The following is a 16,007-nucleotide window of genomic DNA, read 5'->3' as shown; positions in this document are numbered from 1 at the left end:
ATGCGCAGTTTCCTGTTCCGCCTGATCGGCATCCTCGAGATCGCCGGCGGCTTCTACGGCGCAAGCGCCATGCTGCGCCGGCTGTGGCCGCCGGGCAGCACGCTGGACAATCTGCACGCGCTGATTGGCCTGCTGCTGTTCGGCTTCGTGCTGGTCGCCGGGGTGCTGCTGGTGGAAGGCCACGAACGCGGCGTGCGCCTGTCCAGCTGGGCGCAACTCCTGCAACTGCCGCTGCTGGCCACGCCGGTGTTGAGCTACGGGCTGCACTGCGGCGCCTACCTCAATCTGTATGCCAGCACCGCGCGGCTCGACCATCCGTGGCTGGAAGGCGGCTTCGGCAGCCAGGGCTTCGCCTTGGCGCTCGCGGGGCCGGCCGTCACGCGCCTGGGCATCAACCTGCTCGCGCTCGTGGCCTGGCTGCTGCTCAAGTTGCGTTGAACACGGGAGCTATCATGCCGGCGATGGAAACCCCGCCCGCTTCGCCGCCGGTGATCCGGCTCGCCACCGAGCGCGCGCCCGGACATCCGTGGATCTGGTCCGCGCAGGTGCGCAAGCCCGAGCAGCGCCTGCCGCCGGGCAGCGTGGTCGAGGTGCAGGACGCCCAGGGCCGCTTCGTCGGCCGCGGCTTCTGGAACGGCCACGCGCGCATCGCGCTGCGCCTGCTCAGCCGCGATCCGGACGAAGCCATCGATGCGAGCTGGATCGCCGCGCGCATCGCCAGGGCGGTCGCGCTGCGCCGCGAGCTGCTGCGCCTCGATGCCGAGAGCGATGCCTGGCGGGTGGTGCACAGCGAGGGCGACGATCTGTCCGGGCTCATCGTCGACCGCTATGCCGACGTGCTGGTGGTCGAATACTTCGCCGCCGGCATGTGGAAGTTCCGCGAGGCGATCCACGCCGCGCTGCTGCAACACTTCCCCGGTGCGCGGCTGTACGGGTTCGCCGAGAGCCACGTGCAGAAGCAGGAATCCTTCGACTGCCGCGCCGCCGAGCCGCCCGCGCCGGTCGCGGTACACGAGCACGGCCTGACCTTCCACGCGGCGCCGGGCTCGGGCCACAAGACCGGCTTTTTCGCCGACCAGCGCGACAACCGCCGCCGCTTCGCCGAACTGGCGAAAGGCCGGCGCGTGCTCGACCTGTGCTGCAACGCCGGCGGCTTCGCCGTGCACGCGATGGCCGCTGGCGCGCGCGAAGCCGTCGGCGTGGACATGGACGCCGGCATCCTGGACATCGCCCGCGCCAACGCCGCCGCGAACCATGTGGCGGTGGACTTCCAGCAAGCCGACCTGTTCGACTGGCTGCGCAACGCGGTGGCGCGCGGCGAGCAGTACGACGCGGTGGTGCTCGATCCGCCCAAGCTCACCCGCGACCGCCACAAGGTGCTCGAGGCGCTCAAGAAATACTTCGCGATGAACCGCCTCGCGCTCGACGTGATCCCGCCCGGCGGCCTGCTGCTGACCTGCTCGTGCACCGGCCTGGTCGGCGAGGCGGATTTTCTCGAGATGCTGCGTCGCGTGGCGGCCAACGCCGGCCGCACGATCCAGATCCTGGAAGTGCGCGGCGCCGGCGCCGACCATCCGGTGCGCGCCGACGTGCCCGAAGGGCGCTACCTGAAGGCGGTGTTCTGCCGGGTCGATTGACCTCGACGCCGTCTTGATCGGCCGTGCGCAGACTGCGGCGGCATGAGCGAGCCCGCCGCGATCCCGCCCGAGCTGCGCGCCGAGGCGCGCGCCGCCGGACTGGTCTACGTCAGCGACCGCCAGCCCGGCATCCGCCGGCTGCGGCGCGGCAAAGCGTTCCGCTATGTCGATGCCGACGGCCGGCCGGTCACCGCCGCGGACGCACTGGCCCGCATCCGCGCGCTGGCGATACCACCGGCCTACGAGGACGTGTGGATCTGCGCCGATCCGCGCGGGCACCTGCAGGCCACCGGGCGCGATGCGCGCGGCCGCAAGCAGTACCGCTATCACCCGCGCTGGCGTGCGCTGCGCGAGCACGGCAAGTTCGATCGCGTGGCCGCCTTCGGCGCGGCGCTGCCGGCCTTGCGGCGCCGCGTCGGCCGCGACCTGGCGCGCCCGGGCCTGCCACGCGAGAAGGTGCTGGCGCTGGTGGTGCGCCTGCTCGACCAGACGCTGATCCGCATCGGCAACGAATGCTACGCCCGCGACAACCGCAGCTACGGCCTGACCACGCTGCGCTCGCGTCACGTGCGGGTCGCGCGCGGCCGCCTGGTCTTCACCTTCCGCGGCAAGAGCGGGCAGGATCACGCACTGGTCCTGGACGACCGGCGATTGGCGGCGATCGTGCGCCGCGTGCAGCAGCTGCCCGGGCAGCGACTGTTCCAGTATCTGGACGACACCGGCGCCAGAGAGCCGGTGGATTCGGGCCAGGTCAACGATTACCTCCGCGCGGTCTGCGGCACCGACTTCAGCGCCAAGGACTTCCGCACCTGGGGCGGTACGGTGCACGCGGCGCGCGTGCTGGCGGCCACGCCGCTGCCGGCGAGCGGCGGCGAACGGGCGCGCCGGCGTGCACTCGCCGCGGCAGTGGCCGAGGTGGCCTGCGTACTGCGCAACACGCCGGCGGTGTGCCGCGCCTCGTACATCCATCCGCGCATCTTCGAAGGCTGGCACGACGGCAGCCTGCAGCGCGCCTTCGCCTCCCCGTGCCGCAACCTGCGCGAGCTGGAGCGGCGCACGCTGCGCTACCTCGAACGCAGGCGCCCGCGCTGACCCGCCGGTCGCAGGATCTGCGCCGGGCATGCGTACACTTTGCCCTTCTCCACCGTTCGAGTGCCGCCGATGCCGACCCTGCCGCTCGCCCTCCTCCTGCTGCTCGCCCTGGTCATCGTCGCGCTGCAGATCGTCCTGCTGCTGCGCAGCCGGCGCGAGGATCTGCTCGCCCGCCTGGACGTGCTGCGCGAGGACAACCGCCATCTGCGCGAGGCGCTGGCGCAGGAGCAGCGGGCCGGCCGCGGCGAATTGCAGCAGGGCTTCGAGCACTTCCGCGCGCATCTGGGCGATCGCCTGGATGGCCATGCGCGGCATCAGGCCGAGCGCATCGAGGCTTTCGCCAAGCGGCTGGAGCTGCTGACCGACCGTACCGAGCAGGGCCTGCAGACGCTCGCCCAGCGCCTGGCCGAGGACGCGCGCCGCAACCGCGAGGAAACCACGCTCGCGCTGATGCGCTTCGGCACCCAGCAGGGCGAGCATCTGGCCGCGCTCGCCGCCGACAGCGACAAGCGCCTGGCCGAGGTGCGCGCCACGCTGGAGGCACGGCTGCAGGCCCTGCAGGCCGACAATGCGGCCAAGCTCGAGCAGATGCGCGCCACCGTCGATGAAAAACTGCACGCCACGCTGGAGTCGCGGCTGACCGAGAGCTTCGGCAACGTCACCCGGATGCTGGCGCAGGTGCATCAGGGCCTGGGCGAGATGCAGAGCCTGGCCGCCGGCGTGGGCGATTTGAAGCGCGTGCTCGGCAACGTCAAGACGCGCGGCGGCTGGGGCGAGGTGCAGCTGGAAAGCCTGCTCGAGCAGTTGTTCGCCGCCGAGCAGTACGCGCGCGGCGTGATGGTCAAGCCCGGCAGCCGCGAGGCGGTGGACTTCGCCATCCGCCTGCCCGGCCGCGGCGAGCGCGAGGCGCCGGTGTGGCTGCCGATCGACGCCAAGTTCCCGCGCGAGGATTACGAGCGGCTGCTGGATGCGCAGGAACGCGCCGACGCCGAGGCGGCGAAGGCGGCCGGTGCCCAGCTCGAACGCGCGATCCGCGCCGAGGCGCGCTCGATCCGCGAGAAGTACATCGCCCCGCCGCACACCACCGATTTCGCCGTGCTGTTCCTGCCCACCGAAGGCCTGTATGCCGAGGTCATCCGCCGGCCCGGCGTGGTCGATGCGCTGCAGCGCGAGCATCGCGTCGTCGTCGCCGGCCCGACCACGCTGGCCGCGCTGCTCAACAGCCTGCAGATGGGCTTTCGCACGCTGGCGATCGAACAGCGTTCCTCCGAGGTATGGCGCGTGCTCGGCGCGGTGAAGACCGAGTTTGGCAAGTTCGGCGAGGTGCTGGACAGGGTCGGCGAGAAGCTCGAGCAGGCGCAGAAGCAGATCAGCCAGACCGGCGTGCGCTCGCGCGCGATCGAGCGCAAGCTGCGCGAGGTCGAGACGCTGCCCGGCGCGGAAGCCGAGGCGCTGCTCGGCCTGCCCGACGCCGAGCGGCCTGCCGAACCGCCGGCCTGATCAGGTGCCGCGGCCGGCGTTTACACTCGACGGCCCATCGATCCCGGAGTCCCCTCGCGTGAGCGACCCCAAGCATCCCTCCGACGTCACCCGCGAACAGGCCGAAGAGGCCATACGCACCCTGCTGCGCTGGGCCGGCGACGATCCCGGCCGCGAGGGCCTGCTCGACACACCACACCGCGTGGTCAAGGCCTACCGCGACTGGTTTTCCGGCTACGGCGAGGATCCGGCCGCCTATCTGGAGCGCACCTTCGAGGAGGTCGAGGGCTACGACGAGATGGTCGTGCTGCGCGACATCGCCTTCGAGAGCCATTGCGAACACCACATGGCACCGATCATCGGCCGCGCCCACGTCGGCTACCTGCCGGACCGGCGCGTGGTCGGCATCAGCAAGCTCGCCCGCGTGGTCGACGGCTACGCGCGGCGCTTCCAGGTGCAGGAAAAGCTCACCGCGCAGATCGCCCACTGCATCGAGGTGACCCTGATGCCGCGTGGCGTGGCGGTGGTCATCGAGGCCAGCCACGAATGCATGACCACGCGCGGCGTGCACAAGCGCGGCGTGTCGATGGTGACCAGCCAGATGCGCGGCACCTTCCGCGAGGATGCCCGCACCCGCGGCGAGTTCCTGCGTTTCATCGGCATCGACCGCGGCCACGCCTGAAGTTTTCCCGCGCCCGGCCGATGTCATCGGCGGGACGCCGCCCCTTGCCGCGCGGTCCTGCGAAGACGCCACGTGCCGATCGACCTTGCCACCGTCGCCCTGCTCGGCGCCCTGCAGGCCCTGCTGCTCGCCCCGCTGCTGCTGGTCGCCACCCGCGCCTATGCCGGCGTGGCGCGGCGCAGTCTGCGCCTCTGGGGCTGGGTCCTGCTGCTGCAGGCGGTCGGCTGGACGCTGATGGGCCTGCGCGGACGGATCCCGACCGCGCTCTCGGTGACCCTGGCCAATGGCCTCCTGATGGCCTCCTATGCCGGCACCGCGCATGCCCTGCGCATGCTGCTCGGGCTGCCCACGCGCGCACGACTGCTGATCCTGCCCGGCCTTGCCGGCTGGCTCGGCATCGCCTGGTTCGCCCAGGTCCGGCCCGACTATGCGATCCGCGTCTACATCGCCACCGCGGCCCTGGGTGTCTATCTCGCCCTGCTGCTGTGGCCGCTGCGCAAGGCGCTGCGCCGCGGCGGCTCGCCGGCGCAGCGGGTGATGCTGCTGATCCTGCTGGCGGCGTCGCTGGGCTGGCTGCTGCGACTGCGGGAGCTCGGCGGTCCGCAGGCAGGGCTGCTCACCGCCACGCCGGGGAATGTCTACCAGCTGGTCTACAGCGCGCTGGAGCCGGCCCTGGCCAGCATCGGCTTCCTGCTGCTCTACAACGAAGCGGTGCAAGCCAAGCTGCGCCGGCTGGCGCGCACTGATCCGCTCACCGGCGTGCTCAACCGGCTGGCCCTGGACGAGGAGCTCGCGCGGCTGTTCCGCGCCGGTGGCGCGCTTGCGGTGCTGCTGCTCGACATCGACCACTTCAAGGACATCAACGACCGCCACGGCCACGCCGGCGGCGACGAGGTGCTGGTGTCGCTGGCCGGGCGCGTGCACGCGTGCCTCTGCGCCGGGCAGCCGTTCGGCCGCGTCGGCGGCGAGGAATTCCTGGTCCTGCTGCCGGGGGCCGACCTGGCGGCGGCCCAGGCGCTGGCCGAACGCCTGCGCGCCACGGTGGCCGAGGCCATCTTCCTGGCGGGCACGCCGGCGGCGGTCACCCTTTCGCTCGGCGTGGCCGTGCGCCATGCGGGCGATGCCGACGCTGCGGCCCTGCTGCGCCGCGCGGACGATGCGCTCTATGCCGCCAAGCACGGCGGCCGCAACCGAGTGGCGCTCGCCCTGCCCTGACCCTCACGGCGGCGGCAGGGTTTCCAGATCCCAGCGCGGGAACACCGCCACTGCCTCGCCCTGATGCTGGCCATGGGCCAGGCGCATCGCCCCGGCCAGCGCGATCATCGCGCCGTTGTCGGTGCAGAACGCCGGGCGCGGGAAATGCGTGCGAAAGCCCTCGCGGGCGCCGGCATCGGCGAGCGCCGCGCGCAAGCGGCGATTGGCCCCGACCCCGCCGGCGATCACCAGCCGCGTGGCGCCGGTCGCCTGCAAGGCGCGGCGGCACTTGATCACCAGCGTGTCGACGATGGCCTCCTCGAAGGCGCGGGCGATGTCGGCGCGGGTCTGCTCGTCCTGCGCGGACGACTGCCAGGCCAGCAGCACCTGGGTCTTGAGGCCGGAGAAGCTGAAGTCGAGGCCGGGCCGGTCGGTCATCGGGCGGGCGAAGCGGAAGACGCCGGGGCGTCCCTGCTCGGCCAGCCTGGCCAGCGCCGGTCCGCCGGGATAGGGCAGGCCCATCAGCTTGGCGGTCTTGTCGAAGGCCTCGCCGGCGGCATCGTCCAGGGTGTCGCCCAGGATGCGATAACGACCGATGTCGGCCACCTCGACCAGCAGGGAATGGCCGCCGGAAACCAGCAGCGCGACGAACGGCGGCGTTGGCGGATCGTCCTCCAGCAGCGGCGCCAGCAGGTGGCCCTCCATGTGGTGCACGCCGATCGCCGGCACGCCGAGCGCCCAGGCCAGCGCACGGCCGGTGGCGGCACCGACCAAGAGCGCACCGACCAGGCCGGGCCCGGCGGTGTAGGCCACGCCGCCCAGCTGCGCCGGCGTCAGCCCGGCCTGGGCCAGCGCCTCACGCACCAGCGGCAGCAGCTTGCGCACGTGATCGCGGCTGGCCAGTTCCGGCACCACACCGCCGTAATCGGCATGCAGCGTGATCTGGCTGTAGAGCACGTGCGCGAGCAGCCCCGCGCCGGGCGCCTCGGGCTGCCAGCGCAGCAGCGCCACGCCGGTCTCGTCGCAGGAGGTCTCGATGCCTAGCACCGGCTTTGAAAAAGCGCTGGTCTCCACGCTATAATTCGCGGCTCGCCCGATCCAGCGGGCCAGTCTAACCATCCGGAGTCTTCATGCCCAGCGTCAAAGTCCGCGAGAACGAGCCGTTCGAGCTTGCCCTGCGTCGCTTCAAGCGCACCTGCGAAAAGGCCGGCATCCTGGCCGAAACCCGCAAGCGCGAGTTCTACGAGAAGCCGACCCAGGAACGCAAGCGCAAGCGCGCCGCCGCGGTGAAGCGCCATCTGCGCCGGCTGTCGCGCGACGTCTCGCGCAAGACACGCCTGTACTAAAAAACCGCGCCGGCGGCCGATGTCCGCCGTCCTTCGCCAGGCTGGCGCCGCCGTCCGGTAGCGCCGGCCTTTCGCGTTTGTGTGTCCACCAGCCTTGCCAGGAGACCTGCCGATGTCGCTCAAAGCCCGGTTGACCGAGGACATGAAGGCCGCGATGAAAAGCGGCGACAAGGCCCGCCTGGGCGTGCTGCGGCTGATCCTGGCCGCGATCAAGCAGCGCGAGGTCGACGAGCGCATCACCCTGGACGATGCCCAGACCCTGGCCGTGCTCGAGAAGATGCTCAAGCAGCGGCGCGACTCGGTGAGCCAGTACGAGGCCGCCGGGCGGCAGGACCTTGCCCAGGTCGAGCGCGCGGAAATGGCGGTGATCGAAAGCTACCTGCCGAGTCGCCTGGAGCCGGCCGAGATCGACGCGCTGATCGACGCGGCGATCGCGGCCACCGGCGCGTCTTCCGCCCGCGACATGGGCAAGGTGGTCGCCGCGGTGAAACCCCAGGTCGCCGGCCGCGCCGACATGGCGGAAGTCTCCGCGCGGATCAAGGCGCGCCTGGGCGGCTGAGTCCCGGACGGCGGGGATCGCCCGGGAGCCCGAATGCCGACGTGAACGGCCGGCGATGTTCCGCTGGCGCGGTCTTCACGAGGCGATCCCGAGACTGCCGCGCACCGCCGCCATGCGGCAGCACAGGGAACATCTTCCATGCTCAAGTGGGCCATCATTTTCGCCATCATCTCGCTGGTCACCGGCTGGCTGGGCTTCGCCGGTATTTCCGGCGTCGCCGCCACCATCGCCAAGGTGTTGTTCGCGATCTTCCTGATCCTGTTCCTGATCGCCCTGCTGGCGGTCATGGGCGTGTTCCATCTGGCCAGTTGACCTTGCCTCCAACGCCCTGCGCGCGGCCTCGTGCGCAGGGCGGCGGCCCCTTGCCGAGCGCGGCAGGATAGACTGTCGAACGCATGCGCGGCCGCATTCCCGACAGCTTCATCGACGAACTCCTGGCCCGCGTCGACATCGTCGACGTGATCGAGCGGCGCGTGCCGCTCAAGAAGGCCGGCCGCGAATGGACCGCCTGCTGTCCGTTCCACGACGAACGCACGCCCTCGTTCTACGTGAGCCCGGCCAAGCAGTTCTTCCACTGCTTCGGCTGCGGTGCCCATGGCAGCGCGATCAAGTTCCTGATGGACTACGAGCGGCTCGAGTTTCCCGATGCGGTGGAGGAGCTGGCGCAATCGGTCGGCCTGCAAGTCCCGCACGAGGGCGGCCGCGACGAGCGCCCGCGCGAGGACCGGAGCGAGCTCTATGCCCTGCTCGACGCCGCCGCGCGCTGGTATCAAGAACAACTGCCGAAAAGCGCGCAGGCGCAGGCGTATTGCGAAAGGCGCGGGCTGGACGCGGACACCATCGCGCGCTTCCGGCTCGGCTGGGCGCCGGCCGGCTTCGACGGCGTGATCAAGACGCTGGGCACCGGCGAGCGCCGGTTGCAGCTGCTGGATGAGGCCGGCCTCCTCGCGCGTGGCGAGCGCGGCAGCCGCTACGATCGCTTCCGCGAGCGGCTGATGTTTCCGATCCTCGACCGCCGCGGGCGCGTCATCGCCTTCGGCGGCAGGATCATCAGCGCGCCTCCCGCGCAGGCAGTGGACGAAGCTGCGCCCGCCCCTGCCCCCACTCAGGACGCCCGCAAAAGCGACGGCCCGAAGTACCTCAACTCCCCCGAGACGCCGCTGTTCCACAAGGGGCGCGAGCTGTTCGCGCTGTGGCAGGTCAGGCAGGCCAATGCCAGCCTCGACCGCATCGTGGTGGTCGAGGGCTACATGGACGCGATCGCACTGCATCAGGCCGGGCTGCCGATCGCGGTGGCCACGCTCGGCACCGCGACCACGCCCGAGCACACCGAGACACTGTTCCGCACCGCGCCCGATGTGGTGTTCTGCTTCGACGGCGATCGCGCCGGCCGCGCCGCCGCCTGGAAGGCGCTGGAAGCCTCGCTGCCGCGCCTGCGCGACGGCCGCCAGGCGTATTTTTTGTTCCTGCCCGAGGGCGAGGATCCGGATTCACTGGTACGCAAGGAGGGCCGCGACGGTTTCGAGCAGCGCCTCGGCAAGGCGCTGCCGCTGTCGGACTACTTCTTTGCCGAACTCGCCCGCGACGTGGACACCGCCAGCCTCGATGGTCGCGCCCGGCTGGCCGAACGCGCACGGCCGCTGATCGCGCGACTGCCCGACGGGGCCTTCCGCGAACTCATGGCCGCCGAGCTCGAGCGGCGCACCGGCGCGCAGGCGCTGTCCCCGCCGGCCGCGAACGGACGAGCCGCCGCACGACCGGTCGCCGTGCAGCGCTCGCTGGTGCGCAGCGCCATCGCCCTCCTGCTCGCCCAGCCCGAGCTCGCCGCCGAGGTCCCCTTGTCGCATGACTTCCGCCAGCTTCAGCGGCCGGGCGTGGCGCTCCTGGCGGAGCTGATCGCACTGGCGCGCGCGCGGCCCGGCATCCGCCCGGCCAGCCTGGTCGAGCATTTCGCCGGACGCGAGGAATACGCCGCGCTGCAGAAGCTGCTGGCGACCAGCCTGGTGGGCGAGCCTGAGACGCAGCGGCGGGAGTTTTTCGATGCGCTGGCGCGCATGGCCCAGCAGGCCAAGGACCAGCGCCGCGCCGAGCTCGAGCACCTGGCCAAACAGGGCGGCTTGAGCGAAGACCAGAAGACCGAGCTGCGCGCCCTGCTGGCCGCGCGCGCGCAGGTCACTCCGGCCGCCTGACCCGCGCGCCGCGGCTCACAGCCCTGTCGCCGGGCGTGCCCGGTGGCGGGCAATCCCAAGCCATGGCGACACCCTCGTCATGGCGGCGCTGCGACAAGCCGGCCGACGGGGCCGGTGGCGGCCTGTGCGATCATCGGCGCCTTGGCTTCATGGTTGGCCCCCAAGCGCACGCTCGATGGATCTGCTGCAGCCCCTGGTCATCTTTTTTGCCGAGCATGGCTATCTTGCGGTGTTCGTCGCGCTGCTGCTGTGCGGGTTCGGCCTGCCGCTGCCGGAGGACATCACCCTGATCGCCGGCGGCATCATCACCGGCCTGGGCTACGGCAACGCGCACGGCATGGTCGGGGTGACCCTGGCCGGCGTCCTGATCGGCGATGCCAGCATGTTCCTGCTCGGCCACCACTACGGACCGCGCATACTCAAGTGGCGACTGATCGCCTGGCTGCTGCCGCCGGCGCGCTATGCCGCCGTGCAGCGCCAGTTCGAGCGCTATGGCAACCGGCTCATGTTCATCGCCCGTTTCCTGCCCGGCATGCGCACCGCGGTGTTCGTCACCGCCGGGGCCACTCACCGGGTCGGCTTCCTGCGTTTCCTGCTGCTGGACGGCCTGGCGGCGCTGATCAGCGTGCCGCTGTGGGTGTATCTGGGCTATCTCGGCGCCTATCGCCGCGCCTGGCTGATGGCATGGATCCACCGCGGGCAAAGCAGCCTGTGGATCCTGAGCGGCGTGGCCGCGGTGGTCGTGCTCGGGCTGTGGTGGCGGCATCGGCGGCGCCAGGCGTGCCGCACGGCAGGCTGCGATTAAAAAACCCGCGCGGCCTGGCATTTACACTGCGGGTTTTTCGCCACCCGCGTTCCATGTCCCCGCTGCGTCGCCTGCTGCCCGACGGTTTCACCGCAAGCCTGCTCGCCACCGTGGTGCTGGCCACGCTGCTGCCCTGTCGCGGCGCGGCGGCACTGTGGCTGGACCGGATCACCGACGTGGCCATCGCGCTGCTGTTCTTTCTGCATGGCGCCAAGCTCTCGCGCGAGGCGATCGTGCGTGGCGCCACGCACTGGCGGCTGCACCTGACCGTGTTCGCCTGCACCTTCGGGCTGTTTCCCCTGCTCGGCCTGCTGCTGCGGCCGCTGGCGCACACCCTGCTCACGCCGGAGCTGACTCTTGGACTGCTTTACGTGTGCACGCTGCCCTCCACGGTGCAATCGTCGATCGCGTTCACCTCGATCGCCGGCGGCAACGTGCCCGCGGCCGTGGTGAGCGCCTCGCTGTCCAGCCTGATCGGCATCGTGCTCACGCCCCTCCTGGTCGGCCTGTTGCTGGCGGTGCAGGGCGGTGCCGGTTCGCCGCTCGAGGGCGTGCGCGACATCACCTTGCAGCTGCTGCTGCCGTTCGTCGCCGGGCACCTGCTGCGGCCGTGGATCGGCGGCTTCGTGGAGCGGCACCGGCCGCTGATCGGCTTCACCGATCGCGGCACTATCCTGCTGGTGGTATATGCGGCTTTCGGCGCGGCCGTGGTGGAAGGCCTGTGGCGCAGCACGCCGATCCTGGCCCTGGTGCTGACCCTGGTGCTCGATGCCCTGCTGCTGGCGCTGGCGCTGCTCCTCACCGCGTTCGCGGGGCGCCGGCTGGGCTTTGCCCGTGCCGACCGCATCACCATCCTTTTCTGCGGCTCGAAAAAGAGCCTCGCCAGCGGCGTGCCGATGGCCAAGATCCTGTTCGCCGGCCACGCCGGCGGCCTCGGCGGGCTGCTGTTGCCACTGATGATCTTCCATCAGTTGCAGCTCATGGTCTGCGCCGTGCTGGCCCGACGCTTCGCCGCCCAGGCCAACGTCGCGGCTGCCCCGGCCCACGGCGCCAGCCCCGGCACGGGAGGCTAGTCCGTGGTACCCGCGGGGGTGTGGCGCGGCGGACGTCGGCTTTTTAGGAATCGCCGGGCGAATAGTTGAGCCCGAGCGTGAGCCAGTGTCCGCCGTGATCGTGTCCGGCGATGACATCGCAGCTCAGGCCATGCACGAACGAACGGCGCAGTCCGGCCTGCACCGCATGCACGGCACCGCGCTCGAGGTAGTACTCGCCGAGAGCCGTCCAGTGCCGGTCGTGGTCGTATTCCAGACCCAGGCCCTCGATCGGCCGCGGCGCGGCGCCGCGCACGGCGGTCCAGCCGAGGTTTGCGTGCAGGGTGAAGACCGCCGTCAACGGCACACTGGCGATGAACGTGGCATCGCCGGAAGCCAGACGATGATCCGGACGCCGCCAGGTACCGCCCAGCGACAGCGCCAGACCCGGCGTGTTTTCATCCATCGCGAGCAGCGTGCGCTTGAGCCCCGCGTTCAGCCAAGGTCCGGAAGGCGTACCGGCGTATGCACTCCCGCCCAGGCTGTATTCCAGCCCGTCGAACGTGCAGGCGGGCACCGCCGTCATCTCGCGATGGCCACCCTCGCGCATCCGCAGCCAGCTTTCGAGCTGGCAGCGACCCTCGGGCGTGGTGGCCGCATCATCGACCAGGAGGCTGGCACCGCCTCGCGCCGTGGGCGAAGAAAGCATGGCGGCGGCCAGGACGACGCCCGTGCCAGCGAGGCGGCGCATGGGCATGGCGGCTACAGCCAGCGCCCGTAACGGCGGATGTAGAGCGTCTTGATGAACTGGGTGAGCGCCGCGTAGGTGAACACCGTCGCCGCCACCCAGCCGAAATAGGCGCCCGGCAAAGGCACGAAACCCAGATGCGCGCCGAGACCGGTGAACGGCAGCACCAGGCCGATCAGGATGGTCGCCGAGGTGAGCGCCAGCACCGGCGCGGCGGCGAGGCTCTGCACGAAGGGAATCTTCGGCGTGCGGATCATATGCACGATCAGCGTCTGCGTGAGCAGGCTCTCGACGAACCAGCCGGTCTGGAAAAACGCCTGGTGCGCGGGCGAATTGGCGCCGAACACGTGCCACAGCAGCCAGTAGGTGGTGATGTCGAAGATCGAGCTGACCGGGCCGATCCAGATCATGAAGCGGCCGATGTCGCTGGCATCCCACTTGCGCGGCTTGCGCAGGTATTCCTCGTCCATGCGGTCGAACGGGATCGACAACTGCGAGGTGTGGTAGAGCAGGTCGAGCACCAGCAGGTGCAGCGGCAGCATCGGCAGGAACGGCAGGAACGCGCTCGCCACCAGCACCGAGAACATGTTGCCGAAGTTGGAGCTGGCGGTCATCTTGATGTACTTGATGATGTTGCCGAAGGTGACGCGCCCCTCCAGCACGCCCTCCTCCAGCACCATCAGGTTCTTTTCCAGCAGGATGATGTCGGCCGACTCCTTGGCGATGTCGGTGGCGGTGTCCACCGAGATGCCGACGTCCGCCTCGCGCAGGGCCGGCGCGTCGTTGATGCCGTCGCCGAGGAAACCGACGGTGTGGCCCTGGCGCTGCAGCGACTTGACCACGCGCGCCTTCTCAAGCGGCGACATCTTGGCGAATACGGTGGTGCGCGCGACCAGCGCGTCGAGCGCGTCGTCGTCGAGCGGTTCGATGTCGCGGCCCTGCGCCGAATGCGCGACGTCCAGGCCGACCTCGCGGCAGATCTTGCGCGTCACCGCCTCGTTGTCGCCGGTCAGCACCTTCACCGTCACGCCGTGCTGGCGCAGCGCGGCGATCGCGGTGGCGGCGGTGTCCTTGGGCGGATCGAGGAAGGCCAGGCAGCCGATCGCGATGAGATCGTTCTCGTCGGCCACGCCATAGGCGCGCCCGCTCGGCGGCTGGCGCTTGATCGCCACCACCAGCACGCGCAGCCCGTCCTCGTTGAGCCGGCGTGTCATCGCCTTGATTTCCGCGCGCATGGCGTCGGTCATCGGCAGCACCTCCTCGCCCCACTTGGCCCTGGTGCAGATGCCGAGCATCTCCTCGACCGCGCCCTTGCAGACCAGGAGATCCTCGCCGCTGCCGTCGTTCACCACCACCGACATGCGCCGGCGCTGGAAGTCGAAGGGAATCTCGTCGACGATGTGATAGCGCTCGGCGACCGTTTCCAGGTCGCGATGCTCCAGCACCGCCTTGTCCATCAGGTTCTTGAGCCCGGTCTGGAAGCGGCTGTTGAGGTAGCCGTAGGTGAGCGCCTCGTCGGAAGGCTCGCCCTGCAGGTCCAGATGCCGCTTGAGCACGATGCGGTCCAGCGTGAGCGTGCCGGTCTTGTCGGTGCACAGCACGTCCATCGCGCCGAAGTTCTGGATCGCGTTGAGCCGCTTGACCACCACCTTGTGCCGCGACATCGCGATCGCGCCCTTGGCGAGGTTGGCGGTGACGATCAAGGGCAGCATTTCCGGCGTCAGCCCGACCGCCACCGACAGCGCGAACAGGAACGCCTGCAGCCAGTCGTGCTTGTCCAGCCCGTTGATGACGAACACCACCGGCACCATCACCGCCATGAAGCGGATCAGCAGCCAGCTCACGCTCTTGACGCCGCGGTCGAAGCTGGTCTGCACGCGCTGGCCGACCACGGTGCGCGCGAGCGAGCCCAAGTACGTGCGCGCGCCGGTGGCGATCACCACCGCGGTGGCGGTGCCGCTCACCACGTTGGTGCCCATGAAGCACAGCGAGGGCTGGTCGAGCGGGTTATCCGACGGCTTGCTGCCGGCCAGTTCGTCGGTGGCGACGGCCTGCCCGGGCGGGGATTTTTCCACCGGCAGCGATTCACCGGTGAGGATCGCCTGGCTGACGAACAGGTCCTTGGCCGTGAGCAGGCGCAGGTCGGCCGGCACCATGTCGCCGGCGGCCAGATGCACGATGTCGCCGACCACCAGCTCCTCGACCGGCACCTCGATGCGCTCGCTGTGACCGTCCGAGGCGCGGCGGGTCACCGTGGCGGTGTTGCGCACCATGGCCTTGAGCTTGTCCGCCGCCTTCGACGAGCGGTATTCCTGCACGAAGCTCAGGAACACGCTGATCGACACCATCACCGCGATGATGCTCGGGCTGGTCAGGTTGTCCGGATCGGTGGCCAGCTGCACGCCGGCCAGCACCAGCAGCACGACGATGAACGGATTGGCGAACGCGTGCAGCAGCTGCAGCGCCCAGTGCGGCGCCTTTTCGTGCGAGACCTCGTTGAGGCCGTCCCGGTCCAGCCGCTCGGCGATCTCCTGCTCGTCGAGCCCGGCCAGGCTGGTGCCGAGCGCGGCGAGCAGTTCATCGTTGGGTCGCAAGGCCTCGCGCAGACCGATCGCGCGGGTCGCGGCATGGCCTTGATCGGCTGGGGCGTGCTTGCTCATCGCGGCAGGACTCTTGGGCAGAGAGGGACCGGCCGGACACGCGGCATGTCCGGCACGCAGGCTTGCGCTGGGGCGCCGCACCGGCCTGGTGCGGCAGGAGGAATGACGTCAGCGCCAAGCCGGGCAGAGATAGCACCCGGCCATGACGGCGAGCTTTCAGGCTGCCCGGCGCTGGACGACCGTCAGCACGGGCTCGTGGTGATGCCGACGGGAGAGCGATTCGGCCGGATGCGTCCGCTCGAGCGGCGCCGGCACGGTGATGGTCCATTCGCGACGCACGGTCCGGCGGCGCAGCAGGTGCAGGCGAAGGAGATCGCGCAGGAGTTTCATAAGCCCAGCTCCTAAAGACGGTGCCTTGAGCGCCGTCTTTGGGTGGCCGGGCTTCCTAGTCGAGGAAGGCGCCGGCCGACCGCAGGCGGTCGCCGCAGGCGTTCGATGGTTCCGGCGACGCCGTCATCCGATGCTCGCGGATGGCGGCGTTGCGACTAGGGTAGGTGTCCATATGCCTTGGTTTGGTCGGACGAGACCCCGCGGCAAAAGTGCGCCGCGGGGCGTCGCGCATTTTCGTGCTGCGACGCGCAAGTG

General features: G+C 70.4%; 16 protein-coding genes. 12 read left to right on the top strand and 4 right to left on the bottom strand.

Translation table 11 applies throughout. The features are described 5' to 3' along the window. The 6 genes from ALSL_RS01990 (at position 1) to ALSL_RS01965 (ending at position 6,105) form a co-directional block, all read left to right on the top strand. Positions 1-438, top strand: a complete 438-nt coding sequence (locus tag ALSL_RS01990) for a hypothetical protein (protein ID WP_126536163.1) — start codon at positions 1-3, stop codon at positions 436-438. Positions 439-461: 23 nt separating this feature from the next. Continuing rightward, the gene (locus ALSL_RS01985) at positions 462-1,637 is read left to right on the top strand and encodes a class I SAM-dependent rRNA methyltransferase (RefSeq protein ID WP_126539970.1); all 1,176 of its coding nucleotides are present in this window, start codon (positions 462-464) and stop codon (positions 1,635-1,637) included. A gap of 42 nt (positions 1,638-1,679) precedes the next feature. After that, entirely contained in the window at positions 1,680-2,729 is a 1,050-nt protein-coding gene (locus tag ALSL_RS01980; protein ID WP_126536161.1) for a DNA topoisomerase IB, read from the top strand. A gap of 69 nt (positions 2,730-2,798) precedes the next feature. Then, a complete protein-coding gene (locus ALSL_RS01975) occupies positions 2,799-4,229 on the top strand; it encodes a DNA recombination protein RmuC (protein WP_126536159.1) in 1,431 nt (476 codons plus the stop codon). Positions 4,230-4,287: 58 nt separating this feature from the next. Beyond that, complete coding sequence (folE, locus tag ALSL_RS01970) at positions 4,288-4,890, top strand: GTP cyclohydrolase I FolE (RefSeq protein WP_126536157.1); 603 nt, start codon at positions 4,288-4,290, stop codon at positions 4,888-4,890. Between the two features lie 72 nt (positions 4,891-4,962). Further along, positions 4,963-6,105, top strand: coding sequence for a GGDEF domain-containing protein (locus tag ALSL_RS01965; protein WP_126536155.1), 1,143 nt, complete (start codon positions 4,963-4,965; stop codon positions 6,103-6,105). A 3-nt stretch (positions 6,106-6,108) separates the two neighbouring features. On the opposite strand, the gene tsaD is transcribed toward ALSL_RS01965, so the two are convergent. Next, a complete protein-coding gene (tsaD, locus tag ALSL_RS01960) occupies positions 6,109-7,158 on the bottom strand; it encodes a tRNA (adenosine(37)-N6)-threonylcarbamoyltransferase complex transferase subunit TsaD (protein ID WP_231700271.1) in 1,050 nt (349 codons plus the stop codon). A 56-nt stretch (positions 7,159-7,214) separates the two neighbouring features. Here tsaD and rpsU point away from each other — a divergent pair, with 56 nt between their 5' ends. The 6 genes from rpsU (at position 7,215) to ALSL_RS01930 (ending at position 12,056) form a co-directional block, all read left to right on the top strand. Next, on the top strand, positions 7,215-7,430 hold the full coding sequence (gene rpsU / locus ALSL_RS01955) for a 30S ribosomal protein S21 (RefSeq protein ID WP_109724432.1): 216 nt from the start codon (positions 7,215-7,217) through the stop codon (positions 7,428-7,430). Between the two features lie 112 nt (positions 7,431-7,542). Then, positions 7,543-7,989 carry a GatB/YqeY domain-containing protein gene (locus ALSL_RS01950; RefSeq protein ID WP_126536151.1) on the top strand — a complete coding sequence of 149 codons (447 nt, stop codon included), beginning with the start codon at positions 7,543-7,545 and terminating at the stop codon, positions 7,987-7,989. Between the two features lie 138 nt (positions 7,990-8,127). Beyond that, a complete protein-coding gene (locus ALSL_RS01945) occupies positions 8,128-8,301 on the top strand; it encodes a DUF1328 domain-containing protein (protein WP_126536149.1) in 174 nt (57 codons plus the stop codon). An 83-nt stretch (positions 8,302-8,384) separates the two neighbouring features. Next, on the top strand, positions 8,385-10,178 hold the full coding sequence (locus ALSL_RS01940) for a DNA primase (RefSeq protein WP_126536147.1): 1,794 nt from the start codon (positions 8,385-8,387) through the stop codon (positions 10,176-10,178). Positions 10,179-10,353: 175 nt separating this feature from the next. Continuing rightward, positions 10,354-10,983 (top strand): DedA family protein, encoded by a 630-nt coding sequence (locus tag ALSL_RS01935; RefSeq protein WP_126536145.1) that lies wholly within the window; start codon positions 10,354-10,356, stop codon positions 10,981-10,983. Positions 10,984-11,036: 53 nt separating this feature from the next. Next, positions 11,037-12,056, top strand: coding sequence for a bile acid:sodium symporter family protein (locus tag ALSL_RS01930; RefSeq protein WP_126536143.1), 1,020 nt, complete (start codon positions 11,037-11,039; stop codon positions 12,054-12,056). Between the two features lie 43 nt (positions 12,057-12,099). Here the strand turns inward: ALSL_RS01930 and ALSL_RS01925 are convergent, their stop codons facing one another. From ALSL_RS01925 to ALSL_RS01915, 3 genes are all read right to left on the bottom strand, one after another. Next, the gene (locus ALSL_RS01925; RefSeq protein ID WP_126536141.1) at positions 12,100-12,765 is read right to left on the bottom strand and encodes a hypothetical protein; all 666 of its coding nucleotides are present in this window, start codon (positions 12,763-12,765) and stop codon (positions 12,100-12,102) included. Positions 12,766-12,776: 11 nt separating this feature from the next. Next, complete coding sequence (gene mgtA / locus ALSL_RS01920; RefSeq protein ID WP_126536139.1) at positions 12,777-15,422, bottom strand: magnesium-translocating P-type ATPase; 2,646 nt, start codon at positions 15,420-15,422, stop codon at positions 12,777-12,779. A 156-nt stretch (positions 15,423-15,578) separates the two neighbouring features. Further along, the gene (locus tag ALSL_RS01915; protein WP_174928822.1) at positions 15,579-15,752 is read right to left on the bottom strand and encodes a hypothetical protein; all 174 of its coding nucleotides are present in this window, start codon (positions 15,750-15,752) and stop codon (positions 15,579-15,581) included. Positions 15,753-16,007 lie beyond the last annotated feature (255 nt).

It is taken from the genome of Aerosticca soli (genome assembly GCF_003967035.1).
GTDB lineage: Bacteria > Pseudomonadota > Gammaproteobacteria > Xanthomonadales > Rhodanobacteraceae > Aerosticca > Aerosticca soli.
Note: the sequence above shows the minus strand (reverse complement) of the source record. Positions and strands in the feature narration are given on the sequence as shown.